The organism is Lentzea sp. NPDC058436 (assembly GCF_042721515.1).
Taxonomy (GTDB): Bacteria; Actinomycetota; Actinomycetes; order Mycobacteriales; family Pseudonocardiaceae; genus Lentzea.
Genome location: NZ_JBHXLF010000014.1, coordinates 85,920 through 111,392 on the forward strand (window position 1 = coordinate 85,920; position 25,473 = coordinate 111,392).

The 25,473-nt window shown below is 69.9% G+C and carries 27 protein-coding genes; 4 read left to right on the forward strand and 23 right to left on the reverse strand.

Annotated features, from left to right (window positions below; genetic code table 11):
- Nucleotides 1-70: 70 nt before the first annotated feature.
- The 18 genes from ACFWN2_RS33965 to rimP form a co-directional block, all read right to left on the reverse strand.
- Nucleotides 71-508, reverse strand: a complete 438-nt coding sequence (locus tag ACFWN2_RS33965) for a tetratricopeptide repeat protein (RefSeq protein WP_382434468.1) — start codon at nt 506-508, stop codon at nt 71-73.
- Complete coding sequence (dapB, locus tag ACFWN2_RS33970; protein WP_382434470.1) at nt 505-1,242, reverse strand: 4-hydroxy-tetrahydrodipicolinate reductase; 738 nt, start codon at nt 1,240-1,242, stop codon at nt 505-507. Before dapB ends, ACFWN2_RS33965 begins: the two co-directional genes overlap by 4 nt.
- Nucleotides 1,239-2,531, reverse strand: a complete 1,293-nt coding sequence (locus ACFWN2_RS33975) for a M16 family metallopeptidase (RefSeq protein ID WP_382434592.1) — start codon at nt 2,529-2,531, stop codon at nt 1,239-1,241. Before ACFWN2_RS33975 ends, dapB begins: the two co-directional genes overlap by 4 nt.
- Before the next feature lie 107 nt (nt 2,532-2,638).
- On the reverse strand, nt 2,639-4,879 hold the full coding sequence (locus ACFWN2_RS33980) for a polyribonucleotide nucleotidyltransferase (protein WP_382434472.1): 2,241 nt from the start codon (nt 4,877-4,879) through the stop codon (nt 2,639-2,641).
- 232 nt (nt 4,880-5,111) lie between these two features.
- The gene (gene rpsO, locus ACFWN2_RS33985) at nt 5,112-5,381 is read right to left on the reverse strand and encodes a 30S ribosomal protein S15 (RefSeq protein ID WP_045318466.1); all 270 of its coding nucleotides are present in this window, start codon (nt 5,379-5,381) and stop codon (nt 5,112-5,114) included.
- Nucleotides 5,382-5,690: 309 nt separating this feature from the next.
- Nucleotides 5,691-6,176, reverse strand: coding sequence for a helix-turn-helix domain-containing protein (locus tag ACFWN2_RS33990; protein WP_382434593.1), 486 nt, complete (start codon nt 6,174-6,176; stop codon nt 5,691-5,693).
- Nucleotides 6,177-6,260: 84 nt separating this feature from the next.
- Nucleotides 6,261-7,193, reverse strand: coding sequence for a bifunctional riboflavin kinase/FAD synthetase (locus ACFWN2_RS33995; RefSeq protein ID WP_382434475.1), 933 nt, complete (start codon nt 7,191-7,193; stop codon nt 6,261-6,263).
- Nucleotides 7,194-7,245: 52 nt separating this feature from the next.
- Nucleotides 7,246-8,133, reverse strand: coding sequence for a tRNA pseudouridine(55) synthase TruB (gene truB, locus ACFWN2_RS34000; protein ID WP_382434477.1), 888 nt, complete (start codon nt 8,131-8,133; stop codon nt 7,246-7,248).
- Between the two features lie 11 nt (nt 8,134-8,144).
- Nucleotides 8,145-9,506, reverse strand: a complete 1,362-nt coding sequence (locus ACFWN2_RS34005) for a nitrate/nitrite transporter (protein WP_382434478.1) — start codon at nt 9,504-9,506, stop codon at nt 8,145-8,147.
- A 96-nt stretch (nt 9,507-9,602) separates the two neighbouring features.
- Entirely contained in the window at nt 9,603-10,904 is a 1,302-nt protein-coding gene (locus ACFWN2_RS34010; RefSeq protein WP_382434480.1) for an MATE family efflux transporter, read from the reverse strand.
- 46 nt (nt 10,905-10,950) lie between these two features.
- Complete coding sequence (locus ACFWN2_RS34015; RefSeq protein ID WP_382434482.1) at nt 10,951-12,084, reverse strand: ROK family protein; 1,134 nt, start codon at nt 12,082-12,084, stop codon at nt 10,951-10,953.
- Complete coding sequence (locus ACFWN2_RS34020; protein WP_382434483.1) at nt 12,081-13,067, reverse strand: bifunctional oligoribonuclease/PAP phosphatase NrnA; 987 nt, start codon at nt 13,065-13,067, stop codon at nt 12,081-12,083. The genes ACFWN2_RS34015 and ACFWN2_RS34020 overlap by 4 nt, the downstream gene beginning before the upstream one ends.
- 205 nt (nt 13,068-13,272) lie before the next feature.
- Nucleotides 13,273-13,722 carry a 30S ribosome-binding factor RbfA gene (gene rbfA / locus ACFWN2_RS34025; protein ID WP_382434485.1) on the reverse strand — a complete coding sequence of 150 codons (450 nt, stop codon included), beginning with the start codon at nt 13,720-13,722 and terminating at the stop codon, nt 13,273-13,275.
- Between the two features lie 13 nt (nt 13,723-13,735).
- A complete protein-coding gene (locus ACFWN2_RS34030) occupies nt 13,736-14,032 on the reverse strand; it encodes a DUF503 domain-containing protein (RefSeq protein ID WP_258947864.1) in 297 nt (98 codons plus the stop codon).
- A 70-nt stretch (nt 14,033-14,102) separates the two neighbouring features.
- Nucleotides 14,103-17,303, reverse strand: a complete 3,201-nt coding sequence (gene infB, locus ACFWN2_RS34035; RefSeq protein ID WP_382434486.1) for a translation initiation factor IF-2 — start codon at nt 17,301-17,303, stop codon at nt 14,103-14,105.
- A gap of 87 nt (nt 17,304-17,390) precedes the next feature.
- Nucleotides 17,391-17,639, reverse strand: a complete 249-nt coding sequence (locus ACFWN2_RS34040) for a YlxR family protein (RefSeq protein WP_382434487.1) — start codon at nt 17,637-17,639, stop codon at nt 17,391-17,393.
- 117 nt (nt 17,640-17,756) lie between these two features.
- Nucleotides 17,757-18,770, reverse strand: a complete 1,014-nt coding sequence (nusA, locus tag ACFWN2_RS34045; protein WP_382434488.1) for a transcription termination factor NusA — start codon at nt 18,768-18,770, stop codon at nt 17,757-17,759.
- Complete coding sequence (gene rimP / locus ACFWN2_RS34050; RefSeq protein WP_382434489.1) at nt 18,767-19,291, reverse strand: ribosome maturation factor RimP; 525 nt, start codon at nt 19,289-19,291, stop codon at nt 18,767-18,769. Before rimP ends, nusA begins: the two co-directional genes overlap by 4 nt.
- Before the next feature lie 128 nt (nt 19,292-19,419).
- On the opposite strand from rimP, the gene ACFWN2_RS34055 reads away from it, so the two are divergent.
- Together ACFWN2_RS34055 and ACFWN2_RS34060 are read left to right on the forward strand one after the other, a co-directional pair.
- Complete coding sequence (locus ACFWN2_RS34055; RefSeq protein WP_382434491.1) at nt 19,420-19,863, forward strand: hypothetical protein; 444 nt, start codon at nt 19,420-19,422, stop codon at nt 19,861-19,863.
- A complete protein-coding gene (locus tag ACFWN2_RS34060; protein WP_382434493.1) occupies nt 19,860-20,291 on the forward strand; it encodes a ferritin-like domain-containing protein in 432 nt (143 codons plus the stop codon). Before ACFWN2_RS34055 ends, ACFWN2_RS34060 begins: the two co-directional genes overlap by 4 nt.
- A 170-nt stretch (nt 20,292-20,461) precedes the next feature.
- Here ACFWN2_RS34060 and ACFWN2_RS34065 read toward each other — a convergent pair whose 3' ends face one another.
- From ACFWN2_RS34065 to ACFWN2_RS34080, 4 genes are read right to left on the reverse strand one after another with little or no spacing between them, the layout of a single operon-like run.
- Entirely contained in the window at nt 20,462-21,190 is a 729-nt protein-coding gene (locus tag ACFWN2_RS34065; RefSeq protein ID WP_382434495.1) for a hypothetical protein, read from the reverse strand.
- Between the two features lie 55 nt (nt 21,191-21,245).
- Entirely contained in the window at nt 21,246-22,199 is a 954-nt protein-coding gene (locus ACFWN2_RS34070; RefSeq protein WP_382434497.1) for an aminotransferase class V-fold PLP-dependent enzyme, read from the reverse strand.
- A complete protein-coding gene (locus ACFWN2_RS34075; protein WP_382434499.1) occupies nt 22,192-22,656 on the reverse strand; it encodes a DUF4442 domain-containing protein in 465 nt (154 codons plus the stop codon). The genes ACFWN2_RS34070 and ACFWN2_RS34075 overlap by 8 nt, the downstream gene beginning before the upstream one ends.
- Nucleotides 22,657-22,667: 11 nt before the next feature.
- Nucleotides 22,668-23,621: a glycosyltransferase gene (locus ACFWN2_RS34080; protein ID WP_382434500.1), complete on the reverse strand. Its 954-nt coding sequence runs from the start codon at nt 23,619-23,621 to the stop codon at nt 22,668-22,670.
- 23 nt (nt 23,622-23,644) lie between these two features.
- Here ACFWN2_RS34080 and ACFWN2_RS34085 point away from each other — a divergent pair, with 23 nt between their 5' ends.
- Both ACFWN2_RS34085 and ACFWN2_RS34090 read left to right on the forward strand, forming a co-directional pair.
- Nucleotides 23,645-24,202 carry a sugar O-acetyltransferase gene (locus ACFWN2_RS34085; protein ID WP_382434501.1) on the forward strand — a complete coding sequence of 186 codons (558 nt, stop codon included), beginning with the start codon at nt 23,645-23,647 and terminating at the stop codon, nt 24,200-24,202.
- A gap of 4 nt (nt 24,203-24,206) precedes the next feature.
- Nucleotides 24,207-24,614: a YjbQ family protein gene (locus ACFWN2_RS34090; RefSeq protein WP_382434502.1), complete on the forward strand. Its 408-nt coding sequence runs from the start codon at nt 24,207-24,209 to the stop codon at nt 24,612-24,614.
- Here ACFWN2_RS34090 and ACFWN2_RS34095 read toward each other — a convergent pair.
- Nucleotides 24,510-25,472: an ABC transporter permease gene (locus ACFWN2_RS34095; RefSeq protein ID WP_382434503.1), complete on the reverse strand. Its 963-nt coding sequence runs from the start codon at nt 25,470-25,472 to the stop codon at nt 24,510-24,512. The two genes, ACFWN2_RS34090 and ACFWN2_RS34095, sit on opposite strands and share 105 nt — an antisense overlap.
- Nucleotide 25,473: the final 1 nt, after the last annotated feature.

The window sequence follows — 25,473 nt, forward strand, 5'->3', positions numbered from 1 at the left end:
CCGGCCGAATCGGGCCGGCGATCGAGTTGCACGCGTGAGTGGAGCCCCGGGCCGCAGCCCAGGGCTCAAATCACGCGTGCAGTTCGATCGCCTTGCGCATCGTCTCCCGCGCCCGCCCGCGGTCCCCCGCGATGTCGTACGCGTAGGCCAGCCGGAACCACACCCGCCAGTCGTCGGGCGAAGCCTCGACCTCGGCCCGCCGCTCCTCGAACCACGAGTCGGCGGCGTCCCGGTCCACCCGGCCGGACGGCCGGCGCGGCAGGTGCGAGACGTCCGGCAGCAACCCGTCCGCGTCCAGCTCGCGGGCCATCTTCTCGGTCTCCCAACCGAAACGCAGGTTGGAGTACACGAGCCAGACCCCGAGCAGCGGCAGGATCAGCACGCCGACGCCCAGCAGCACGCCGACGATCTCGCCGGTCCGCAGCAGGGCGATCGCACGGCCTGCGAGCAGGACGAAGTAGACCGCGAGGGCCGCGATCAGCACCGCGACGGTGATGCGGACCTTCACAGGTCGAGGTACTTGTCGAGGCCTACCGCGAGCCCGGGACGACCCACGATCTCCCGCACGCCCAGCACCACGCCGGGCATGAAGGACGTGCGGTGCAACGAGTCCTGGCGCAGGGTCAGGGTCTCGCTCTCGCCGCCGAACACGACCTCCTGGTGCGCGATCATCCCGGAGATCCGCAGCGAGTGGACTCGCACGCCGTCGACCAGGGCGCCGCGAGCACCCGGCTCCTCGACGGTGGTCGCGTCGGGCATCGGGTCCATCCCCGAACGCGCCGCCGCGATCAGGCGGGCCGTGTGGGCCGCGGTGCCGGACGGTGCGTCGGCCTTGCGCGGGTGGTGCAGCTCGATGATCTCGGCCGACTCGTAGTAGCGGGCCGCGATCTCCGAGAAGCGCATCAGCAGGACGGCGCCGATGCCGAAGTTCGGCGCGACCAGCACGCCGACGTCCGGGCGGTCGGCGAGCAGCGTGGACACCGCGTCCAGCTTCGCCTGGTCGAAGCCGGAAGTGCCCACCACGCAATGGATTCCGGCGTCGATGCAGAACGAGAGGTTCTGCATCACCACGTCGGGGTGCGTGAAGTCGACGACGACCTGAGCGCCCGCGTCGACCAAAGAGGACAACGGGTCGTCGGCGTCGATGGCCGCCACGACCTCCATGTCCTTCGCGGCCTCGACCGCGCGGACCACCTCGGAACCCATGCGGCCCCGCGCGCCGAGAACTCCGACGCGAATCATGCAATCACCTCGTGTACCTGGTCCGGCAGATCGTCGGCGTGATCGTAAGGGCCCACCACCGCCGCGGCGGTGGGACGGCGCAGCAGATCACGTGCGAGCAGCGCCACTTCTTCGGAAGAGACGGCGTCGATCCGCGCCAAAGTCGCTTCCACGCTCAGGTGGTCGCCGTAGTTGAGCTCAGACTTGCCGATGCGCGACATCCGGGAGCTGGTGTCCTCCAGCCCCAGCACCAGCGCGCCGCGCAGCTGGCCCTTGCCGCGCGCCACCTCCGCGTCCGACAGGCCGCCGCGCGCCACGTCCACGAGCACCTCGCGGATCACGCCGGCGGTCTCGCCGAGGCGGTCCGGCTGGCAACCCGCGTAGACGGCGAACGTGCCGGTGTCGGCGTAGAGCCCGACCGACGAGTACACCTGGTACGCCAGGCCTCGCCGTTCGCGCACCTCCTGGAACAGCCGCGAGCTCATGCCGCCGCCGATCGCCGCGTTCAGCACGTTCAACGCGAACCGGCGTTCGTCGTGGCGGTCGAGGCCCTTCATGCCGAGCATCAGGTGCGCCTGCTCGGTGTCGTCGGTGTGCAGCACCAGCTTGCGGGCGTCGGCGATGCGCGCCCGACCCGTCCGCGGCACTACCGCGCTGCCCTCCCGCGACAGCCGGTCGCCGACGGCCTTGCGCACCAACCGCATCACCTGCGTGTGCTCGATGTTGCCGGCGACGGCGAACACCATGCGCGGCAACGTGTAGCGCTTCTTGTAGAACGAGTACAGGTTGTCCCGCTGCATGTCCTGAATGGACTTCTCGGTGCCGAGAACGGGACGCCCCAACGCATGCCCGCCGAACAACGCCTCGGTGAACGCGTCGTGCAGCAGGTCCTCGGGGTCGTCGTCGCGCATCGCGATCTCTTCGAGCACGACACCGCGTTCGGTCTCGAAGTCACGCGGACCGCAGATCGCCTCGAACACCACGTCCGCGACGAGGTCGATCGCCAGCGGCAGATCTTCGTCCAGGACGTGCGCGTAGTAGCAGGTGTGCTCCTTCGCGGTGAACGCGTTCAGCTCACCGCCGACCGCGTCGATCTCCTCCGCGATGGCCGCGGCCGATCGCCGCGAGGTTCCCTTGAACAGCAGGTGTTCCAGGTAGTGCGCGGCGCCCGCGACCTCAGGCCGTTCGTCACGGGACCCGACCTGCACCCACAGCCCGACCGACGCGGACCGCACGCTCGGGATGCGCTCGGTGATGACGCGCAGGCCCGACGGCAGCATGCTGCGCCGCACCTCGGACCCGGCGGACATCTCCAGCACCCGCGTGCTGCCGGGCTTCTGGAGGTGGCCCAGCACGGGAGTACGCGGACGGCCGCGGGTGGATGCACCCGCGGCCGTCACGTTGTTGTCAGTCGTGCTCACTGCGCGGGAGCCGCCTCAGCAGCGGTGTCCTCGGCAGCAGGGGCCTCAGCCGGCTTCGCGGCGTCCTCTTCGGACACCACGACGAGGCTGATCTTGCCGCGCTGGTCGATGTCGGCGATCTCGACGCGGAGCTTGTCGCCGACCTTGACGACGTCCTCCACCTTCGCGATGCGCTTGCCGTTGCCCAGCTTCGAGATGTGGACGAGGCCGTCCTTGCCGGGCAGCAGCGAGACGAACGCGCCGAACGCGGCCGTCTTCACCACGGTGCCCAGGAAGCGCTCGCCGACCTTCGGCAGCTGCGGGTTCGCGATCGCGTTGATCATGCCGATCGCGGCCTCGGCCGAGGGGCCGTCCGCCGCGCCGACGTAGATCGTGCCGTCGTCCTCGATGGAGATGTCGGCACCGGTCTGCTCGGTGATCGAGTTGATCATCTTGCCCTTCGGGCCGATGACCTCGCCGATCTTGTCGGTCGGGATCTTGACCGACGTCACGCGCGGAGCGAAGGCGCTCATCTCGTCCGGGTCGGAGATGGCCTCGGCCATGACCTCCAGGATGGTGTAGCGCGCGTCGCGGGCCTGGCCCAGCGCCGCCGCCAGCACCTCGGACGGGATGCCGTCGAGCTTCGTGTCGAGCTGGAGAGCCGTCACGAACTCCTTGGTGCCGGCGACCTTGAAGTCCATGTCGCCGAACGCGTCCTCGGCACCGAGGATGTCGGTCAGCGCCACGTACTCGGTCTTGCCGTCGACCTCGTCGGAGACGAGACCCATCGCGATGCCGGAGACCGGCGCCTTCAGCGGGACACCCGCGTTGAGCAGCGACAGGGTCGAGGCGCAGACCGAACCCATGGACGTCGAGCCGTTGGAGCCGAGGGCCTCGGACACCTGACGGATCGCGTACGGGAACTCGTCGCGCTTCGGGAGCACCGGCATGAGCGCGCGCTCGGCCAGTGCGCCGTGGCCGATCTCGCGGCGCTTCGGCGAACCCACGCGGCCGGTCTCACCGGTCGAGTAGGGCGGGAAGTTGTAGTGGTGCAGGTAGCGCTTGTGCGTCTCGGGAGCGAGCGAGTCGATCTGCTGCTCCATGCGCAGCATGTTCAGCGTGGTGACACCCAGGATCTGGGTCTCGCCGCGCTCGAACAGCGCCGAACCGTGCGTCCTCGGGATCACGGCCACCTCGGCACCGAGGTCGCGGATGTCCGTGAGGCCGCGGCCGTCGATGCGGACCTTGTCGCGCAGGATCCGCTGGCGCACGAGCTTCTTGGTCAGCGAGCGGAACGCGGCGCCGACCTCCTTCTCGCGACCCTCGAACTGCTCGGCCAGCTTCTCGAGCGTGGCGGCCTTGATCTCGTCGAGCTTGCCCTCGCGCTCCTGCTTGCCCGCGATGGTCAGCGCCTGCGCCAGCTCACCGGCGGCGGCGGACTCGACGGCCTCGAACGCGTCGGCCTGGTAGGCCGGGTACGTCGGGAAGTCGCCGGTGGCCTTCGCGGCGACCTGGGCGAGCTGCGCCTGGGCCTCGCAGAGGACCTTGATGAACGGCTTGGAGGCTTCGAGACCGGCGGCCACGACCTCCTCGGTGGGGGCGGTGGCGCCCTCGGCGATCATGTCGATCACGTTGTCGGTGGCCTCGGCCTCGACCATCATGATCGCGACGTCACCGGAGTCGGTCACGCGACCCGCGACGACCATGTCGAACACGGCCTTCTCGAGCTGCTCGTAGGTCGGGAAGGCGACCCACTGGCCCTCGATCAGAGCGACGCGGACGCCACCGATCGGGCCGGAGAACGGCAGACCCGCGAGCTGCGTCGACGCGGACGCGGCGTTGATCGCCACGACGTCGTACAGGTCCTTCGGGTTCAGGCTCATCACCGTGATGACGACCTGGATCTCGTTGCGCAGACCGTCCACGAAGGACGGGCGCAGCGGACGGTCGATCAGGCGGCAGGTGAGGATGGCGTCCGTGCTCGGACGGCCCTCACGCCGGAAGAAGGAGCCGGGGATGCGGCCCGCGGCGTACATGCGCTCCTCGACGTCCACCGTGAGGGGGAAGAAGTCGAAGTGCTCCTTGGGGTGCTTCGACGCCGTCGTGGCGCTCAGAAGCATGGTCTCGTCGTCCAGGTACGCCACCACGCTGCCCGCGGCCTGACGCGCGAGGCGCCCGGTCTCGAAGCGGATGGAGCGCGAGCCGAACTTGCCGTTGTCGATAACGGCAGTCGCCTCGTGGACCTCGATGTCCGTCATTTACTTGTTGCTCCTCGTCTTTTGGACACCGCTCACGCGTTCTGACGAGGCCGGTCTTCGATCGAAGTCCTCTGGGGCGTTTCCACCAGAGGGCCACTACCGAGGACCGGCGGAAAACTGCTTCGCGCGATGCGGGTCCTGTGTTTCGTTCCTCTTTGCAACCAGGGATCTGTATACACCCGGTTGTGCACCGAGGGGGAGTGACCGGCCGGTCACTCCCCCTCGGTGAAAATCACCTGCGCAGACCGAGGCGCTGGATCAGCGCGCGGTAGCGGTTGATGTCCACCTTGGTCAGGTAGTTCAGCAGACGGCGGCGACGGCCGACCATCAGCAGAAGACCACGGCGGGAGTGGTGGTCGTGCTTGTGCTGCTTGAGGTGCTCGGTGAGGTCGGCGATGCGCTTGCTCAGCAGAGCGACCTGCGCCTCGGTCGAGCCCGTGTCCGAGTCGTGCAGACCGTACTCACCGAGGATGGACTTCTTCTGATCCGTGGACAGTGCCACTAGGTACTTCTCCTACTTGTTCAGGTCCGTGCGGCCCCACGCCCGCCGAATTGCTGGCCGGGGTAGCCGGTACTGGCCGCCACGGACCGCAGCCAGACCCAACTGCGAAGGCTATCAGGCAGAGTGCTCAGCGGCGCGCTGACGTGCGCAACCCCACCCGGTCCACGGGTGTGTGCACGCCGTCCGCGCTGCTCACGAGCACTGCTTCCGCCGGCCGCAGGCCACCGTCAGGTGCGCGAACCAATTGTCGTTCGCACTCGCCGCCCGTGCCAACTCATTTAACGAGCCGTGAATTCCCGTCACAGGACTTCACCGGGGCGGCCCCGCGGCCCGGATCGCCCTGCGGAACAGGTCGGCGATCGCCGGGAAGTCCTCGTGCAGGAGGTCCGCCGCCTGCTGCAGCTCGAGCCGGTCGGCGACGCGGCGCAGCACCGGGTACGCGACGCTCTCGTCGCCGTTGACCGGCAACGAGTCGCGCGACACCGTCGGCTTGGACTCGCGCACCTCGTCGAGCGCGCGCTGCAACGCGTCCGGTGCCCCGGTCGCCACGTCCGGCGTGAGGATCTTGCGCTCCAGCATGATCAGCCGCGCGAGCACCGCCGGGTTGCCGATCTTGGCGCGCCGGCCGCTCATGACCTGGCTGAGCATCGGCGCGCTGATCCCGAGCACGTCCGCGAGCTGGGCCTGGGACACGTTGAAGGCCACGACCAACCGACGCACCCGGTCACCCAGAGGCTCCCCGTACCACTCCCGTTGCAGGGCGAGGTTGCGTTGAACGATCTTGTGGTCCTCCACCTTGGCCTCTCCAGTAGCCCGCACTCTGCTCCGCATCCTGCCAGCCGGGGGGCGTTCGGACGCCCACTTCGCCTGATCTGACGGTCACGACTCGGCCAGCAGTTCCCTCGTTCGGTCCACATCGCGGTGCATTTGCTCGAGCAGGGCCTCGACGGAGTCGAACTTCTCCATCTCGCGCAGCCTGTCGACGAAGTCCACGGCGACGCGCTGGCCGTAATAGTCCTCGTCCACGTCCAGCACGAACGCCTCGACGCGCCGCTCGCGGCCGGAGAACGTCGGATTCGTCCCTACTGAGACGGCGGCCTTGAGCGTCTTGCCCTTGGCGTCGGTGAACCAGCACGCGTAGATGCCGTCCGCCGGAACGGCCGCGAACTTCGGCGTGGACAGGTTGGCGGTCGGGAACCCGAGGTCCTTGCCCCGCCCGTCGCCCCTGACGACGATCCCCTCCAGCCGGTGCGGCTTGCCCAGCGCCTCGGCCGCCGCCTTCACGTCCCCGGCGTCGATGCACGCGCGGATGTAGGTCGACGAGTAGGTCACGTCGTCAGCGGACACCAGGTCAGCCCCCTCGGTCACGAATCCGAACCGCTGCCCCAGCTGACGCAGCAACGCGACGTTACCGGCAGCCTTGTGCCCGAAGGTGAAGTTCTCTCCCACCACGACCGCAGCCGCGTGCAGCTTCTCGACGAGCACCTCGTGCACGAACTCGTCCGCGGGCATCCTGCTGGTCTCCAGGCTGAACGGCACCACCACGAAGTGGTCGATGCCCAGCTCCTCGACGAGCTCCGACCGCCGGCGCAGCGTGGTGAGCTGCGCGGGGTGGCTGCCGGGACGCACCACCTCGGACGGGTGGGGGTCGAAGGTCATCAGCACGCTCGGCAGGCCGCGCTGCTCCGCGAGTTCGACGGCACGCCCGATCAGGGCCTGGTGGCCTTTGTGGACACCGTCGAACACGCCGATGGTCACGACGCAGCGGCCCCAGCCGCCGGGAAGGTGATCTAGTCCGCGCCAGCGTTGCACGACGATCAGCCTACGACCCCGGCCGTTCGGCACGCCTGCCCACCTCGCCGGACTACCCGGCCGGGCTCAGCACCACCACGGGCTTGCACGCGGTGCCCTCGTCCTTGGCCAGCGCGATGACGTGCCCGTCCGGCCCGAACACGCCGTACGTCCCGTCGATCCCGCCCGCGCTCAGCCGCTGCCCGTGCGACAACGCCGACGCCTCGTTCGGGTCGATCTCCCGGCGCGGGAACGCCGTGGCGACCGCCGAGTCGAGGTCGAGCGACAGGCCGGGCGTCTCCTCCAGCTGCTGGAGCGTCTTGGCCACGCGCAGGTCGAACGGCCCGACCCTGGTGCGGCGCAACGCCCCCAGGTGACCGCCGACGCCCAGCGCGGCGCCCAGGTCACGCGCCAACGCGCGCACGTAGGTACCGGACGAACACTCGACCATCACGTCCAGCAGCACCTGCTTGTCCTCACGGCGCGAGAACAGCACGTCGAACCGATGCACGGTCACGGGCCGTGCGGGGATCTCGACGTCCTCGCCCGCACGCACGCGGGCATAGGCGCGCTTGCCGTCGATCTTCACCGCGGACACGGACGACGGCACCTGCTGGATCGGTCCGGTCAGCTTCGCCACCTCGGCGGCGACGGCGTCGTCGGCGACACCGGAAGCGTCCTCAGTGGACAGCACCTCGCCCTCGGCGTCGTCCGTGGTGGTGGACGCGCCGAGCACGATCGTCGCGAGATAGGCCTTGCTGTCCAACGCGAGGTGGCCGAGGAGCTTCGTCGCCCGCTCGATGCCGAGCACGAGCACGCCGGTCGCCATCGGGTCCAGCGTGCCTGCGTGCCCGACCTTGCGGGTGCCGAGAATCCTGCGCACACGCGCCACCACGTCGTGCGAGGTCATGCCGTCCGGCTTGTCGACGACGACCAGGCCCGGTGCAACAGAGGGTTTCACGGCGCAGAAGCTTAAGCGACGTGCAGAGCGTCCCAGCGACGACGCCGGATCTGCACGGGCACGGTCTCCCCGCGCTCCTCCGCCTCGAACACCGCGGCACGCGCGCGCCGCCACCACACGAGCATCCGCCAGCCGCCCAGCACCAGCAGCACCACGCTGAAGCTCAGCGCGACGCGGAACGCCGTGACCGGGGCCAGCACGCCCTCGAAGACGTCCAGCAGCACACCGATGCCCAGCGCCGAGATCGTCACCGCGAGGAAGCCGCCGACGTTCACCAGACCGCTCGCCGTGGACTGGCGGTGCGACGGGTTGTAGTCGCGGGCCAGCGCGAACGCCACGCCCGAGATCGGCCCGCCCACGGTGAGCACGAGGAACACGACGGCGATGACCGGCGCCGGCACCCGTCCTCCCGGCCACAGCAGCAGCACGGCCCAGCCGGCCAGGGCGAACCCCAGGAACCCGACCGCGATCGGCATGCGCCACTCGGGGTTGCGCGAGAACAGCCCGCCGATGACCGGCCCCGTCACGATCGCGCCGATCACGAGCAGTCCCAGCGTCGACGACGCGGCCTTGGGCGACATGCCCTGCGCCTGCACGAGGTACGGGTAGCCCCACAGCAGGCCGATGACGGCGGGCGTCGACATGGTGCTGAAGTGCGCCCAGAACCCGAGGCGGGTGCCTGGCACGCTCCACGCCTGCCGCACCTTCGGCCAGAGCTTGCGCAACGGCACGGGTTCCGGCTTCGGCACCACGAACCCTGCGGGCACGTCACGCACGCGCATGAACGCCACGACCGAGTACAGCGCGGTCGCGCCGCCCGCGATGAGGAACGCCCACGTCCACCCGATCGAGCCGAGCAGGAGGGTCAGCGGCACGGTGGCGACGAGGTTGCCGACACCGCCGATCGTGGCCGTGATCGCGACGACGAACGAGTACTGGCGCGGCGGGAAGTGCGACGCGACGAGGCGGATCACGCTGATGAACGTCATCGCGTCGCCCATGCCCAGCACGGCCCGTGCGGCGAGCCCGAGTGCGTACGAGTCGGCGACGGCGAAGAGCAGCTGGCCGGTGCCCATGAGCAGGGCGGCGACCGTGAGCACGCGGCGCGGCCCGAAGCGGTCGACGAGCAGGCCGGTGGGAATCTGCATGAGGGCGTAGACACCGATCTGCAGCACGGTGAAGACACCGAGCTGAGCGGGTCCGAGCCCGAAGCGTTCGCTCGCCTCCAGTCCGGCCACGCCGAGCGTGGTCCGGTGGAACAGGGCGGCGAAGTAGACGAAGACGGCGGTGGTCCAGATCAGCCACGAAGTTCGGGTGGCGCGATCGACCGGCGGCAAGGCGGCACTCTCCCCAGGTCGGAGGCGGGCAGACATTAGTTACATCGCATCAAGCAACCTTCTTGGTAACGGTTTCATGCCGTGAGGTCGACCACAGCGCCCGTTCGGGGAGGTCCGCCGTGGCACTGGTCACTACCGGACCGCGCCCTCCACGGCCCACTCCCCCGACCGCGTACGCCACACCACGGCCACGAGTCGCAGCACCATGAACAGCGACAGCCCCGACCAGATGCCGACCAGCCCCCACCCGAACGCGAGCGAGGCCCACACCAGCGGCAGGAACCCGATCACCGCCGAGCCGAGCGTCGCCGTGCGCATGAACTTCACGTCACCGGCGCCCAGCAGCACACCGTCCAACCCGAACACCACACCCGCGATCGGTTGCAGCGCAACGAAGAACCACCACGCGTGCGGGATCTCGGCCAGCACGCCCGCGTCCGTCGTGAACGCCCGCGGCAGCACGGTGACCAACGCCGCGAACACGATCCCGAGCCCGATGCCGAACACCAGCCCGTACCGCGTGATCTGCCAGGCGAGCGTCTCCGCCTGCCTGCGCTTCGACGCCCCGAGCGCGGCACCGACGAGCGACTGGGCGGCGATGGCCAACGAGTCGAGCACAAGTGCGAGGAACGTCCACAGTTGCAACACGACCTGATGCGCGCCCAAGGCCCCCACGGACGTGCGTGCCGCCACCGAGGCCGCACTGATGAAGCACGCCTGGAACGCAAGGCTCCGCAACACCAGATCGCGCCCCATGCCGAGCTGCGCGCGCATGGACGCCCAATGCGGCTTCAACGACACGTGCTCCGCGAACAAGGCCTTGAAGAAGAGCCCGGCGGAGAGCAGCTGCGCGACGACGTTGGCGATGGCCGAGCCCTCAAGCCCCCAGCCCGCGCCGTAGACGAGCGCGGGACACAGCACCGCGCTGATGCCGTTGCCGATCAGGATGTACTTGAGCGGTCTCCTGGTGTCCTGAACACCGCGCATCCACCCGTTGCCGGCCATCGTGACGAGGATGAACGGCGCACCGAACAACGCGATGCGCACCCACTCCACCGCCGCGTCCGCCACGGCACCGGGGCCCGCCAGCAGTTCCGCCAGCGGCCGCGCGAACAGCTGCCCCAGGACCACCACGAGCACACCGGCGGCGAGCGCCAGCCACGTCGCCTGAACGCCCTCCTCGACGGCCTCCTGACGCCTCCCGGCCCCGTGCAACCGGGCCGTGCGCGCGGTCGTGCCGTACGAGAGGAACGTCAGCTGCGTGGACACCTGCGTGAGCAGCACACCGCCGAGCGCGAGCCCGGCCAGCGGCAACGCCCCCAGGTGCCCGACCACCGCCGTGTCCACGAGCACGTACAACGGCTCGGCCGCCAGCACCCCCAGTGCGGGCACCGCCAGCCCGATCACCCGCCGAGCGGGAACCCGATCCTCCACCCGTCGAACCTAGGCGCTGACGGGCAGTGCTGTGCGGTGATGCCACTCACGACCGTTGGGGCAGCCCGAACACCTGCTCGCGCGCCACGGCGAGCCCCGAGTGCAACGCCCCCGAGCGCACCGGCTTCGCGGTGATCTGAGCCAGGTGCACCGGCGTCCGCGGCACGACGAGCTTCAGCAGTTCGGCGGCCACGAGGTCGCACAACGTCTCACCGCCCGCGTGCGCCACCGCGCCGGACAGCAGCACGAGCTCCGGGTCGAGCACGCACACGACGTTCGCCAGCCCGAGCGCGATCTTGTGGGCCAGCGCCGTCAGGAACGCCTTCCCCTCGGTCCCCGCGTTCAGGGCGTGCGCCACGGCCTCCAGCCCGGTCGGCTCGGAGATCCCGTACTCGGCGGCCAGTGCGACGATCGCGTCGCTGTCGACCAGGTCGCCGTAGCGCCCGCCGGGCACCTGCATGGAGTCGATCTCGCCCGCGCCGCCCGTGACACCGCGCAGCAGCGTCCCGTTGACCACGACGGCCGACCCGATCTCGTCCGCGGGCCAGAACAGCACGAAGTTGCGCAACCCGACCGCACGGCCGGAGCTCATCTCCTCCAGCGCGGCGAGGTTGATGTCGTTCTCGATCGACACCGAGGTGCCGAGCAGCTCGCGCAACGTCGACGGCAGGTCGACGGCCTCCAGGCCGGGCAGGTGCGGCGCGAACCCGAGGTGCCCCGTCGCCGGGTCCACCGCACCGGGCGTCCCCACCACGACGTGCGACAACGCGTCGAGCGACAGCCCGGCCAGCACCGCGGCCTTCTGCACCGTCTCGCGGAAGATCCGGAGGGTGTTCTCCTTCGGCATCGGCACGCTGTGCTCCGCCAGCAACGAGCCGGTGATGTCCGCGATGGCCACGTCGATCAGCTCGGCCGACAGCGCCACCGCCGCCACGTACCCCACACCGCCGTTGACGGCCCACATCTGCGCGCGAGGCCCGCGTCCACCACCGCGCAGGCCGGTGCGGACGACCATGCCGTCCTCTTCGAGCCGTGCCAGCAGCTGTGCGGTGGCGGGCTTCGACAGCCCGATCACCTCTTCCAGCTCGGCCCGCGTCATCGCCCCGCTGCGCAGCAACGTCTCGATCGCGGCCCGGTCGTTGATCTCCCGCAGCAGCCGCGGGCTCCCTGTCCGTGTCATGACTCCACCTGCTCCAACGCGCCCTTGAGCGCGGCGACGACCTGCTCCGCGGTCCCGTCGAACGTGAACCCGGCCGCCAGCCGGTGCCCGCCGCCCCCGAGGACCTGCGCCACCTCACGAACGTCCACCCGGTTCACGGCTCGCAGCGACACGGACCAGAACCCGGGCTTGAGCTCCTTGAGCACGGCCGCGACCTCGGCCTCGGAGGCGGAGCGCACGACGTCGATCACGCTCTCCACCTCTTCGCTGCGCACACCACGAGCGTCATCGAGGCTCACGACCGCATGCGCCAGCCCCAGGCCGTGCGCTGCCTTCTGGTCGAGCTCCGCCTTGGCCAGCACGCGCGACAACATGCCGAGGTACGCGAACGGATGCGAGTCCATCAACGGCCGCGTAACGGCATACGCGTCCACTCCGGTCTCCAGCAGCCGTGCGGCGGTCTTGTGCGCCTCAGGCCCCGCCTTGCGGAAGCCGCCGGTGTCGGTCACGAGCCCCGCGTAGAGGCATCGCGCGATGGGCTCGTCGATCTCGACGTCCATCTCGTCCAGCAACTTGAGCGCGATGAGCGCCGTGGCCTCCGCGTGCGAGTCGATGCAGTGCACCGTCCCGTACCGCGTGTTCGACACGTGGTGGTCCACGACGACGACGGGACCCGTGCAGTTCGTGACGCGGTCACCGAGCGGCCCGAGCCGTTGCACGCTGCCGGTGTCCATGACGACCAGGAACTCGGGCGCCTGCGGCACCTCGTCGCGATGGACGAGCAACCCCGCCGTGTCCAACGCCTTCAGGCTCTCGGGCACGGCCTCCGGCTCACCGAACGCCACCCGCACCGCCACCCCGCGCCGGTGCAGCGCGAGCCCCACCGCCAAGGCACTCCCGAGCGTGTCGGCGTCGGGGTTGATGTGACTGAGGAGGGTCACATCACGGGCGCCGGCCAGCAGCCGCGCGGCTTCGGCGATGGTGGTGCTCAGGTCGTCTGCCACAGGGAGACGTTAGCCGTTGACGGTCTGGAAGTGCGGTAGGGCACCCTCGGACAAGACAGTTTCCATCCGATTACAGCGCCGGTGTGCCAAGTGGACGATCCTCGGGAAACCGAAAGGCGGACACGCCGAAACGTGTCCGCCCTGGTCTGCAGCTGTCCGTCGAGGACTCGGTCCTCGTCCGCGTGAGAAGCCTTGATCCGAGGACTCAGTCCTCGTCGTCGTCCTCGCGAGGCGCCTTGTACGGGTCTGCCTCGCCCGCCGGAGCGGCCCCGACGGCCCGCCGAGCGACCTCGGCGTCCGCTGCCTGGGCCTTCGCCAGCAGTTCGTCCATTTTCCTGGCCGCGTCCGGCACGGTGTCGGTCATGAACGTCAGCGTGGGCGTGAACCGCACACCGGTCTGAGCCCCGACCATGGAGCGCAACACGCCCTTGGCCTTCTCGAGGGCCGCGGCGGCACCGGCGTAGTCGGGCTCGGTGTCCAGGCGCTCACCGAGAACGGTGTAGTACACCGTCGCGTCGTGCAGGTCGCCGGTCACCTTGGTGTCGGTGATCGTGACTCGCGCCAGGCGCGGGTCCTTGACCTCGTGCTCCAGAGCCGAAGCGACGATCTGCGAGATCCGCTTGGCGAGCTTGCGGGCACGTGCCGTGTCGGCCACGAGCCTCCCCTTCCTAGTCGTCCTCCGGCCCGACGAAACGAGTCCGGGCGGAGAGCAATTCGAGTTCGGGACGTCCCGCGACCAGCCTTTCACAGCCGGCGAGAACGTCCCTGACGTGCTCCAGGTCGGCGGCGACCGCCGCCACCCCGATCAAGCTGCGCCGATGCAGGTCCAGATGACCGGCCTCGGAGACAGCGACCTCGAAGCGCTTGCGCAGTTCGGCCACGACGGGCCGCACCACGGAACGCTTCTCCTTCAACGAATGGACGTCGCCGAGCAACACGTCCAGCTCCAGAGCACCCACGTACATGGACGAGATCCTCCAGAAGAAAGGGGTGCGGAGCCACCGGTTAAACGGCTCCGCACCCCTCACCGACCGACTAGGCGCGCGGCTTCTCGCGCATCTCGAAGGTCTCGATGACGTCTTCCAGCTTGAGGTCGCTGTAGTTGCCGAGCGTGAGACCACACTCGAAACCTTCGCGGACCTCGGTGGCGTCGTCCTTGAACCGCTTGAGCGAGCTGATCGGGAGGTTCTCCGCGATCACCTTGCCGTCACGGAGCAGGCGAGCACGCGCGTTGCGGCGGATCTCGCCCGACAGGACCATGCAACCCGCGATCGTGCCGACCTTGGAGGACTTGAAGACGTCGCGGACCTCGGCGCGGCCGAGCTGGACCTCTTCGTACTCCGGCTTGAGGAGACCCTTGAGGGCCGCCTCGATCTCGTCGATCGCCTGGTAGATGACCGTGTAGTACCGGACGTCCACGCCCTCGCGGTTCGCGAGCTCGGTCGCCTTGCCCTCGGCCCGGACGTTGAAGCCCAGGACGATGGCGGAACCGGCCACGGCGAGGTTGATGTCGCCTTCGGTGATGCCACCGACACCGCGGTGGATCACGCGCAGCTCGACGTCGTCGCCGACCTCGATCTTCATGAGCGCGTCCTCGAGGGCCTCGACGGTACCCGAGTTGTCACCCTTGATGATCAAGGTGAGTGCTGAGGTCTCCTTCAGCGCTGCGTCCAGGTCCTCCAGGCTGACGCGCTTGCGCTTCGCCGCGTTGGCGGCGTTGCGGGTGCGGGCCTGACGACGCTCGGCGATCTGCCGGGCCACCCGGTCCTCGTCGACGACGAGGAACGAGTCACCGGCGCGGGGCACCGAGGTCAGACCGATGACCTGCACCGGACGCGACGGGGTCGCGACGGTGACGTCATCGCCGTGCTCGTCGACCATGCGGCGCACGCGACCGTACGCGTCACCCGCGACGATCGAGGAGCCGACGCGGAGCGAACCGCGCTGCACGAGCACCGTGGCGACCGGACCGCGACCGCGGTCGAGGTGCGCCTCGATCGCGACACCCTGGGCCTCCATGTCCGGGTTGGCCCGGAGGTCCAGCGAAGCGTCGGCGGTCAACAGGATGGCCTCGAGGAGGCTGTCGATGTTGATGCCCTGCTTGGCCGAGATGTCGACGAACATCGTGTCGCCGCCGTACTCCTCGGCGACGAGGCCGTACTCCGTCAGCTGCTGACGGATCTTGGAGGGGTTCGCACCCTCCTTGTCGATCTTGTTGACCGCGACCACGATCGGCGCCTGAGCGGCCTGCGCGTGGTTGATGGCCTCCACCGTCTGCGGCATCACGCCGTCGTCGGCGGCGACGACGATGACCGCGATGTCGGTCGCGTTCGCACCACGAGCACGCATGGCGGTGAACGCCTCGTGACCCGGGGTGTCGATGAAGGTGATGAGCCGCGGGTTGCCCTCGAGCTCGGTCTCCACCTGGTACGCGCCGATGTGCTGGGTGATGCCACCGGCCTCGCCCTCGTGCACCTTCGCCTTGCGGATGGTGTCGAGCAGGCGGGTCTTACCGTGGTCGACGTGACCCATGACGGTCACGACCGGCGGGCGGACCTGCAGGTCGTCCTCGTCACCGGCGTCCTCGCCGTAGGTGATGTCGAACGTCTCGAGCAGCTCGCGGTCCTCCTCCTCGGGGGACACGACCTGCACGACGTAGTTCATCTCGGTGCCGAGGAGCTCCAGGATCTCGTCGGACACCGACTGCGTCGCCGTGACCATCTCGCCCAGGTGGAAGAGCACCTGCACGAGCGACGCCGGGTTGGCGTTGATCTTGTCGGCGAAGTCGGTCAGCGAGGCACCGCGCGGCAGGCGGATCGTCTCGCCACTGCCCTTGGGCAGGCGGACGCCACCGACCGAAGGCGCCTGCATGTTGTCCATGTACTCCTGGCGCTTCTGCCGCTTGGACTTGCGTCCACGACGCGCCGGACCACCCGGACGACCGAAGGCACCAGCGGTACCGCCGCGACCGGCGCCACCGCCACCACCGGGACGACCGCGGAAACCGCCGCCACCACCGGCAGGAGCACCGCCGCCGCCACCGGCACCGCCGGGACGGAAGCCACCGCCACCGCCACCGCCGCCACCGGGACGGAAGCCACCGCCACCGCCACCGCCGCCACCGGGACGGAAGCCGCCACCGCCGCCACCGCCACCGCCGCCGCGGAAGCCGCCACCGCCGCCGCCCCCACCGGGACGACCGCCGCCACCGCCACCGCCACCGGGACGGCCACCGCCGCCACCAGGGCCAGGACGGTTACCGGCAGGACGGTTGCCCGGCATCATGCCGGGGTTCGGGCGCGGGGGCATGTTGCCCGGGTTGGGACGGGGACCGCCCTGACCCGGAGCCGGGCGAGGACCGCCCTGACCGGGGCCGGGACGACCGCCACCACCCTGAGCGGCGGCCGGACGCGGGCCACCCTGACCGGGCGCACCGCTCGGACGCGGGTTCGCCGGACGCGGGTCACCGGGCTTCGGGCCACCGGCCGGGCGGTCGCCGCCCTGCTCGGGACGCGGGCCGGGACGGGGTCCGGGGCGCGGCGAGGGAGCGTTGCCGCCACCAACGCCGAAGGGGTTGTTGCCAGGACGCGGAGCGCGCGGACCGGCGGGCTTGGCGCCCTGGGTGCGCGGCGGGACCACGGACTGGGACTGCTGACCACCGGCGGCCGCGGCGGGAGCCTGCGGCTGCTGGGGCTGTTGCGGCTGCTGCTGCGGAGCCGGGCGCGGGCCCGGACGCGGACCGGAACCCGGCTTGGAGCCGGGGGCCGGGGCAGCCTTGGGGGCGGCCGGAGCCGACGCGGCGGGTGCCGGTGCGGCGGCCGGAGCCTGGGACTGCACGGGTGCCGGTGCGGGCGCCGCGGGAGCCGGAGCCTGCGCGGCAGGAGCTGCCGGGGCGGGCTTCGGAGCCGGCGGGCGCGGGCCAGGGGCGGCCGGACGGGGTCCGGGCATGCCCTTGGGCGCAGCGGGCTTGTCGGCCGCAGGCTTCGACTCCGCCGGTGCGGCGGGCGCTGCTGCGGCAGCGGGTGCGGGTGCCTTGGGCTTCGGAGCGGACGGCTTGGGAGCCGGCTTCGAAGACTTGGCCTCGTACGCGTCACGGAGCCGACGGGCCACGGGGGCCTCGACGGTCGAGGACGCGGACTTCACGTATTCGCCTTGTTCGGCGAGCTTGTTGAGAACTTCCTTGCTCGTAACACCGAGCTCTTTTGCGAGCTCGTGCACGCGGGCCTTGCCTGCCACTGCTCTCCTAGGTCGTGAGGCCGGCGGGCAAGTCCCATCGACCTCGTCTTAACGTCGCGCGTTCATGTCTTCAGCTTCACGGCTGACTCATGACGGGTCGACCTGCTTCCTTGTTGCTTGTTGGCCGCGGGGCTGTCCCGTGGCCAATTTCCCGTGCTGCTCCACGTGCTCGCGCAACGAAGCGACGTCGAGTGCTCCCTGGACCCGGAGGGCCCGCGAGAACGCCCGTCGCCGCTCGGCGTTGCGGAGACATTCGAGATCGAAATGCAACCAAGCACCCCGACCAGGAAGCCGCCGATGAACGTCCGGAACCACCGAACCGTCCACCGCGACCACACGCAGCAGCTCAGACGGCAACGTCCGTGCGCGGCATCCGATGCACGTACGAACAGGGCCGATGTGCTGGGAAACCGCTCCCGACGTTGAACCGTTGATAATTCTATCCCCTGGAGCTCATTCAGCCGAACCGGATGTGACCGCACCGGCGGCCGGAGCCTCCGCATCGCTGCGGATGTCGATGCGCCAGCCCGTCAGACGGGCGGCCAGGCGGGCGTTCTGGCCCTCCTTGCCGATCGCCAGCGAGAGCTGGAAGTCCGGCACCACGACACGGGCCGTCTTGGCACGCTCGTCGAGCACCTTCACCGACACAACCTTGGCTGGTGACAATGCATTCCCGACGAAAGTGGCCGGGTCGTCGGAGTGGTCGATGATGTCGATCTTCTCGCCACCGAGCTCGTGCATGACGTTGCGCACACGGGCTCCCATGGGGCCGATGCAGGCACCCTTGGCGTTCACTCCGGCAACCGTTGATTTCACCGCGATCTTGGAGCGGTGACCTGCCTCACGTGCCACCGCGGGGATCTCCACGGTGCCGTCCGCGATCTCCGGGACCTCGAGGGCGAACAGCCGCCGCACGAGGTTCGGGTGGGTGCGCGAGAGGGCGATCTGAGGGCCGCGGGCGCCGCGGGAGACGCTCACGACGTAGCACTTGATGCGCTCGCCGTGGTTGTACTGCTCGCCCGGCACCTGCTCGGCCGGCGGCAGCACGCCCTCGGTGTCACCCACCTGGACGACGACCATGCCGCGGGCGTTCGCGCGGGCGTCGCGCTGGACGACACCCGCGATGATCTCGCCCTCCTTGGCGGCGAACTCACCGAACGTGCGCTCGTGCTCGGCGTCGCGCAGGCGCTGCAGGATGACCTGACGCGCCGTGGTGGCCGCGATGCGGCCGAAGCCCTCCGGAGTGTCGTCCCACTCCTCCTGGACCGCTCCGTCCGGGCCCAGGTCCTGCGCGAGCACGCGCACGACGCCGGACTTGCGGTCGATCTCCACGCGCGAGTGCGTGGCGTGTCCTTCGGTGTGCTTGTAGGCGGTCAGCAGTGCTGACTCGATCGCCTCCAGGACCGTCTCGAAGGGGATGTCCTTTTCACGTTCGATCGCCCTCAGGGCGGCGATGTCGACGTTCACCTCGGCTCCTCCTCCGGTGCTTTCCGAGTGAGCCGAGCCAGTTCCTCGACCGGCGGCTGCTTGAACTCGATCTCCATGACCGCGCGTTCGATGTGGCGGTACTCCACGCGTCGCAGCTCGTCCTTGTGCAGCAGCTCGACCCCGGTCTCGTCGCACTCGCCGACCCGGCCGAACCACTCGGCCTTCTCCGGCTGCTTGACCTTCACGAGACGCAGGTGAGCGCGCTTCCAGTGGCGCGGGCGCGTCAGGGGGCGGTCGACACCCGGCGAGGTGACCTCGAGGGTGTACGGCCCGTTGATGATGTGGTCGTGCTCGTCGAGCGCGGCGGAGACCACGCGGCTCGCCTCGGCGACCTCGTCGAGCCCGATGCCGTCCTCTCCGTCGACGACGACCTTGACCAGACGGCGGCGCCCAGCCTGATTCACGTCGAGCGCGTCGAGGTCGAAGCCCGCGGCTTCGAGAGCTTCCCGCACAACGGGTGCTAGCTGCGCGGAAAGCTCTCCGCGCGGCGGGCTGGACACGTGGTGTCTCCTTCAGTTCGAACGCATGAAAACCCCGGCCGACGCTGTTTCCGGCGGCCGTGGACGACCAGACTATCTCCTTCGCCCGGCTCCCACCGACCCGCACGGGTGCTGGCAACATGGGCCGCGTGATCTCCGAATCGGTCAGCCGCCGCCGCGTGCTGTTCGCGGTGGCAGCCGCACCGCTCGCCGTCGCGTGCACCGCAGAACCGCCGCCACCACCGCCTCCGGACCCGCTGTCGGCCCTCGCCGCGCAGGCGCGTGCGGACGCCAAGCTGGCCCAGGCGCTGACGGCGGTGCCCGCCGCCGCGGAGATCGCGAAGGCCCGTGAGACGCACGCCTCGCTGCTGCAGGCCGAGGTCGACCGGGAACGCCCGCCGCTGTCGTCCACGGCTCCGCCCGTGCCCACGACGCCGCCCACCCCGCCGGACCCGCTGGCCGCGTTGCGCACCTCGCTCGACGAGGCCGTCCGCGAGGCCTCGGCCGTCGTCGCCTCGCTGCCCTCCTACCGCGCCGGTCTCGTCGGCTCGGTCGCCGCGGGCTGCGCCTCGCTGCGGGAGGTGCTCGGATGAGCGTCGACGCCGTCCAGACCGCTCTCGGCACCGAGCACGCGGCGTTGTGGACCTACGGCATGGTGGCGGCGTTCGTGGGTGACCAGAGCGCGGCCGCCGTCGCGGAGGGCGCGAACCTGCACAGGGCCCGCCGGGACACGACCGAGCGGTGGCTGCGCGACCACAGCGCCACCCCGAACCCGCCCGCGGCGGCCTACCTGCCGCCGTCCAAGGTGTCCGACGGACCGTCCGCGCTCGCCGCGCTGGTGGCCGTCGAACAGGACACGTGCGCCGCGTGGCGCGGCGTGCTCGAACGGACCGACGACTCGGCGCTGCGCACGTCGGCGCTGGAGGCGTTGACGACCGCGGCCGTGCGGGCGACGCGGTGGCGCAAGGCGGCCGGCACGACCCCGGCGTCGATCACGATGCCGGGTGTCGCGTCGGGCTAGCAGGACTTAGTGCGGTGACCACAATCCTCACCGGGTTGTGCACGGTCCAGGTGGACGCATCGCGGCACCTCCCCCACGCCCCCGTACCACCAGTACGAGGACGTGGGGGAGGCACCACGATGCATCGCCCTGGACCGCGCACAACCCGGCAAGGGTTAGTGGTCACCGCACTAGTCGCCGAAGGAGGACGCGAGCCTGATCGCGTCCGCGGAGACCTTCTTCATCTCCTTGTTGTGCGCGAGCGCGTCGGCGCCCTTGCTCGGCGAGTCGGACTCGACGATCACGACCAGCTGGTCGCGCTGCTCGGAGGCGTACCCGCCGTTGGCCAGCGTGGTCAGCGGCGGCACGCTGATGGCCTTGTCCAGCACCAGGTCCTTGACGTTGCCGGTGCCGTCCTTCTGGGTCAGCTCCCGCAGCTGCCGCGCCTCGTCGGTCGTCTTCATCTTCACCACGGACACCGACGAGTACACGGTGCGGCCGTCCGGCAGCGTGGCCGTGTAGAACGCACGCGTCAGCTGCAGGCACGGCGTGGTCTTGAAGAACGCCTGCGTCTGGCTCGTCGCGTGGGCGGCGCAGTCGCTGTCCTTCACCGGGTCCGGGAGCTCCGGCACGGTGGTGAACTCGAACTCCCCCGCGGTCTTCTGCGGCTGGGCGACCTGCTTGTCCACCGGGTCCGACGGCTGCAGCACCCACCAGACGAACCCCGACACCACCGCGACGCCGACGAGTGCCAGCGCCCTGCCCACCCACGTGCTCTTGCGCACGGGCGGGGGTGGCGGGCCGGGCACCTGCCCCGGGCGGTTGTCCATGATCGACTGCAGCTTCATCAGCTCGTCGGCCGGGTACAACGGCGCGGTGTCGGTGGGCCTCGGTGGGAAGCGAGGCAGGTTCTGGGTCACCTCTTCAGGTGACTGGCGTGGTTCCGACACAAGGACCCACGGTAACGGACGGCAGTCAGGTGAGCGCTTCGAGCACCCGATCAACGTCCTCGATCGTGTTGTAAAGGTGACACGCATACCGCGTGCGACCAGCGCGAACCGAGGAAACGACGCCCTGAACGGGTGGCATGCCGATCGAGACGATCGCCGAGCCGTTCGGAGGCAGGCCCAGTCCGGTCAGGAGGCGATCCGTCAGACCCACGCAGTGCGCGCGCACTGATTCGAGGTCCAAAGAGGCCACCCACGGCAGCGCGACTGCCGCACCGACGTGCGAGGACCACGTGGGCGAGAGGTCGAACCGCCGTGCGTCCGAACGGAGCACGAGTTCGGTGCCGTAGTTCTCGCCCGTGCTGTACCAGTTGGCCGCCAACGGCTTGAGGAAGTCCATCCGGTCCGGACGCACCGCCATCCAGGCCGCGCCGCGCGGTGCCATCAGCCACTTGTAGGCCACGCCGACGACGAAATCGGCCCACGCCAACGACAGTGGCATCCACCCGGCGGCCTGCGACACGTCGAGCAGCACCGGTTTGCCGGACGCCTCAAGCGCTTCGAGGTCCGCGATCCTGCCGTCCGAGGACTGGACCACGCTCAGCGCGACGAGGTCGCACTCGTCCACTGTGGACACGATCCGGTGCCCGGCGGCGACGAACGGCAGCGTGACGCTGGTGAAGTCACCGGGATCGACGTAGATCTTCGAGCCGGCCGGGAGCGACTGCGCGACCAGCGACACGAACTGCGACACCGTGGCGCCGCAGGCGACCGAGGCCGCGGGCACGCCGACCACCCGGCCGAACGCCTCGCGGGAGGTCTCCACGGCGTCGTTGAACGTCGACGACGTGTCCTCGCCGCGCCGCCACCGTTCGTGCGAGGCCATCACTGCGTCGGCGACGTGCCGTGGTGGCACCCCGATGGACGCCGTGTTCAGGTAACCGGGCTGGACGTCGAAACCCGCTCCGAAGGCCTCACGCATGCGCGAGCTGCTTGTCGCGCTTGCGTCGCGCGTAGACCTGCTTCTTCACCCGTGCGATCACGGTCCCATCCTGCCCGACGACGTCCGTGTCGAACCAGATCAAAACCTTCTCGCTGCCCCTGGTCCGTTCCAGCACCTGCTCGACGTGCTCGTCGGTCAGCCGGAACTCCGCGGTCACGGTGCCGCGGCCGGGCGCGACGAACTCGATCTCACCGGCCTGGTCCCACACCACGTGCTCGCCCTTGAGCTGGTTGAACAGCAGCAACACCCAGAACGGGTCGGTCATCGCGAACAGCGAGCCGCCGAAGTGGGTGCCGAAGAAGTTGCGGTTCCACGGACGCAGGCGCATCCGCACGCGCGCATACCGGTAGTCCGGCGAGATCTCCTCGACGCGGATGCCGGCGAACAGGAACGGCGGCCACAGGTTCATCCCGAAGCGCAGGCGGCTTGCCTTCATAAAAAACAGTGTTACACAACGTCGGCCAGACTGTCCGCAACTTCTTCCGGCGAGGGCGTGTGACGTATCTCCCGAGCTATCTGACCAGCGGCTTCCCGGTAGGACGAGTCGGCGAACAGCTGCCGCACGGCATCCGCGATCGGCCCGGCGCTGAACGCCGCGGGACGCAGCGCCGCACCGGCCGCGACGAGCGCGCCGGCGTTGCCGAACTGGTCGGCCCCCTGCGGCAGCACCACCTGGGGCACCCCGGCGGCGAGCGCGCCCAGCATCGTGCCGCTGCCGCCGTGGTGCACGGCGACGTCCGCGTACCGGAGCACCTCGGCCTGAGGCAGCCACGGGTACACCGTGACGTTCGGCGGCAGCCTGGGCAGCTCCACGCGCGGCGCGGCCACGACCACCTGCGCCTCGGTGAGCTTGCCGAGCCCCACGACCGCCTCGGCGAGCAGCTCCCGCGTGCCGAACGCGGTGCCGAGCGTGAGGTAGATCAGCTTCCCCGCCGTGCGGTCCGGCACGTCACCGGGCGGCGAGAACGGCACGGGCCGCAGCGGAATCCGGTCCTCCCGGAGGAAGTCGGGGTCCTGCAGCGAGGGCGGGCAGATGTCGAGGTGCCGTCCGCCGGTGGGCCGCACGAGCCCGATGCCGTCCGGGAACATCCGCCCGAACCCGTGCCACAGCGCGGGAAACCCGCGGCGCCGGGCCTCGGAGACGACCTCGGGCACGGCCCACTCGCCGATCACGAGGTCGGGCAGCAACCGCTCCAGCTCCTGCGCGATGTCCTCGGCGTAGATCTCCCCGAACACCATGCCCGGCCGGAACGGCCGCAACCCGAGCTTCCCGAGGACCGGGTGCATGTCCTCGCCGACCGCGAAGTGCACCTCGTGCCCGGCCTTGTGCATCGCCTGCGCCAACGGGATCAACGGGTATGTGTGGCCAACGGTGGCCATGCTGGCGAAGAGCACGCGCATGCCCGTGACGATACTGAGTCCTCATGGGAACCAACCGCGAGAAGATGATCAACGGCGAGCCCTACCTGCCAGCGGATCCCGAGCTCGACGCGGACCGGCGCCGCGGCTGGCGTGAGATGGCGCGGTTCAACGCGCACGACCCGGAGGACCTCGACGGGATGTACGACATCCTCAAGGGGTTCGTGGCGGAGATCGGCGAGAACACGACGTTCATGCAGCGCCTGCAGATCGAGTACGGCTACAACACGCGCGTGGGCGCGAACAGCTTCATGAACTACGGCGGCGTCATCCTCGACTGCGGCCCGGTGACCATCGGCGACCACGTGATGATGGGACCGAACGTGCAGCTGCTGACCGCGTTGCACCCGATCGAGGACCACGACGCGCGCATCGCGGGCTGGGAGACGACCGCGCCGATCGTCATCGGCGACAAGGTGTGGTTCGGCGGCGGTGTGATCGTGTGTCCCGGCGTGACCATCGGCAACAACACGGTCGTGGGCGCGGGCAGTGTCGTGACGCGTGATCTGCCTGCTCACGTGCTCGCGGTCGGCAACCCGGCACGGGTCGTTCGTAAGATCTGAGGTCATGCGCAGCGAGGAGATCCAGATCCGCACCGGCTCCGACGAGGTCGTCCACGATCTGACGCGGGACTGCCAGCGGTTCCTCGACGGCGAGGACGGCGACGGCCTGCTGCACGTGTGGGTGCCGCACGCGACGGCGGGCGTCGCCATCATCGAGACGGGCGCGGGCAGCGACGACGACCTGCTGACCGCGTTGGAACGCATCCTGCCGCGAGACGTCCGGTGGCGGCACCGGCACGGCACGCCTGGCCACGGTCGTGACCACGTGATGCCCGCGCTGGTGCCGCCTTACGCGACGATCCCGGTTCTAGGCGGTGTGCTGACGCTCGGCACTTGGCAGTCCATCTGCCTCGTCGACACCAACGTCGACAACCCCGTCCGCACGGTCCGTCTGAGCTTTCTTGCCGGCTAGCAGCAGCACGACGCCGAGGAGCGCGATCCCGCCGAACACCCACCACTCGGTGCTGACGGACCCGTCGTACATGAGGCTGCGCAGGCCTTCCGCCGAGAACCTGAACGGCGTCCACGACCACAGCACCGCCCTGTACGCCGGGTTGAGCAGCTCCGGCACCTGCCCCGCGACGGCCGGCGCCATCAGGTAGAGCAGGCCCAGGACACCCATCGCGCGGATGCCGAGGTGCTTGAAGAGGCCGGCCTGCAGCAGTGCGAACGAGACGGCGACGGCGAGCAGGAACACGAGCGCCTGCGCGTTGAGCGTGACGCCCCACCACGCCAGCAGTCCGACGGTCGAGCCGGTGACGAGGACTGCGGCGCCCGTCGCCGACAACCACCTCCCGCGCTGACCCTTCAGCACCACGAACAGCAGTCCGGCGATCATCCCGCCGACCCACAGCAGCGCGCTCGCGGCGAGCGGCGCCGTGCGTTCGGCCGCGGACACGGCCTGCGTCTCGACCTTGACCGGCAACCCGGCACCTTGCGCGACGCCGGTCAGCACCTGCTGCGCGACCTGCGTGCCGGACGGGTTGACGGCGGGACTCAGCAGGATCGTCGCCTGGCCGGGCGCGATCTCCAGAACCCCGTAGACCTCCTTGTCTCGCAGGAGGATCCGGGCCTCGTCCGCGGACACGACCCTGATGTCGACCTCGGCGGAGTCGGCCGCCCGCACCCTCTCCGCGATCGGCGGAGGTGCGACGACGGCGAGCGGGACGTCGTGCGGGTGCACGGTCGCCTGCACACCGAAGGTCAGCAGTCCCAGGAGAAAGGCCACCACCGCGCCTGCGACGGCGGTGACCAGCGCGGTGCGCATCATC

Bases quoted from the DNA above. Each gene is read 5' to 3' on its own strand.
- ACFWN2_RS34080 (WP_382434500.1), bottom strand. From the start codon at position 23,621: ATGCGCGTGCTCTTCGCCAGCATGGCCACCGTTGGCCACACATACCCG.
- ACFWN2_RS34090 (WP_382434502.1), top strand. From the start codon at position 24,207: ATGCGCAGCGAGGAGATCCAGATCCGCACCGGCTCCGACGAGGTCGTC.
- ACFWN2_RS33975 (WP_382434592.1), bottom strand. From the start codon at position 2,531: ATGTCCGCCGGGTCCGAGGTGCGGCGCAGCATGCTGCCGTCGGGCCTG.
- ACFWN2_RS34070 (WP_382434497.1), bottom strand. From the start codon at position 22,199: ATGCGTGAGGCCTTCGGAGCGGGTTTCGACGTCCAGCCCGGTTACCTG.
- ACFWN2_RS34075 (WP_382434499.1), bottom strand. From the start codon at position 22,656: ATGAAGGCAAGCCGCCTGCGCTTCGGGATGAACCTGTGGCCGCCGTTC.
- ACFWN2_RS34060 (WP_382434493.1), top strand. From the start codon at position 19,860: ATGAGCGTCGACGCCGTCCAGACCGCTCTCGGCACCGAGCACGCGGCG.
- ACFWN2_RS34030 (WP_258947864.1), bottom strand. From the start codon at position 14,032: ATGTACGTGGGTGCTCTGGAGCTGGACGTGTTGCTCGGCGACGTCCAT.
- ACFWN2_RS33980 (WP_382434472.1), bottom strand. From the start codon at position 4,879: ATGACGGACATCGAGGTCCACGAGGCGACTGCCGTTATCGACAACGGC.
- ACFWN2_RS34005 (WP_382434478.1), bottom strand. From the start codon at position 9,506: ATGTCTGCCCGCCTCCGACCTGGGGAGAGTGCCGCCTTGCCGCCGGTC.
- ACFWN2_RS34095 (WP_382434503.1), bottom strand. From the start codon at position 25,472: ATGATGCGCACCGCGCTGGTCACCGCCGTCGCAGGCGCGGTGGTGGCC.
- dapB (WP_382434470.1), bottom strand. From the start codon at position 1,242: ATGATTCGCGTCGGAGTTCTCGGCGCGCGGGGCCGCATGGGTTCCGAG.
- ACFWN2_RS34015 (WP_382434482.1), bottom strand. From the start codon at position 12,084: ATGACACGGACAGGGAGCCCGCGGCTGCTGCGGGAGATCAACGACCGG.
- ACFWN2_RS34085 (WP_382434501.1), top strand. From the start codon at position 23,645: ATGGGAACCAACCGCGAGAAGATGATCAACGGCGAGCCCTACCTGCCA.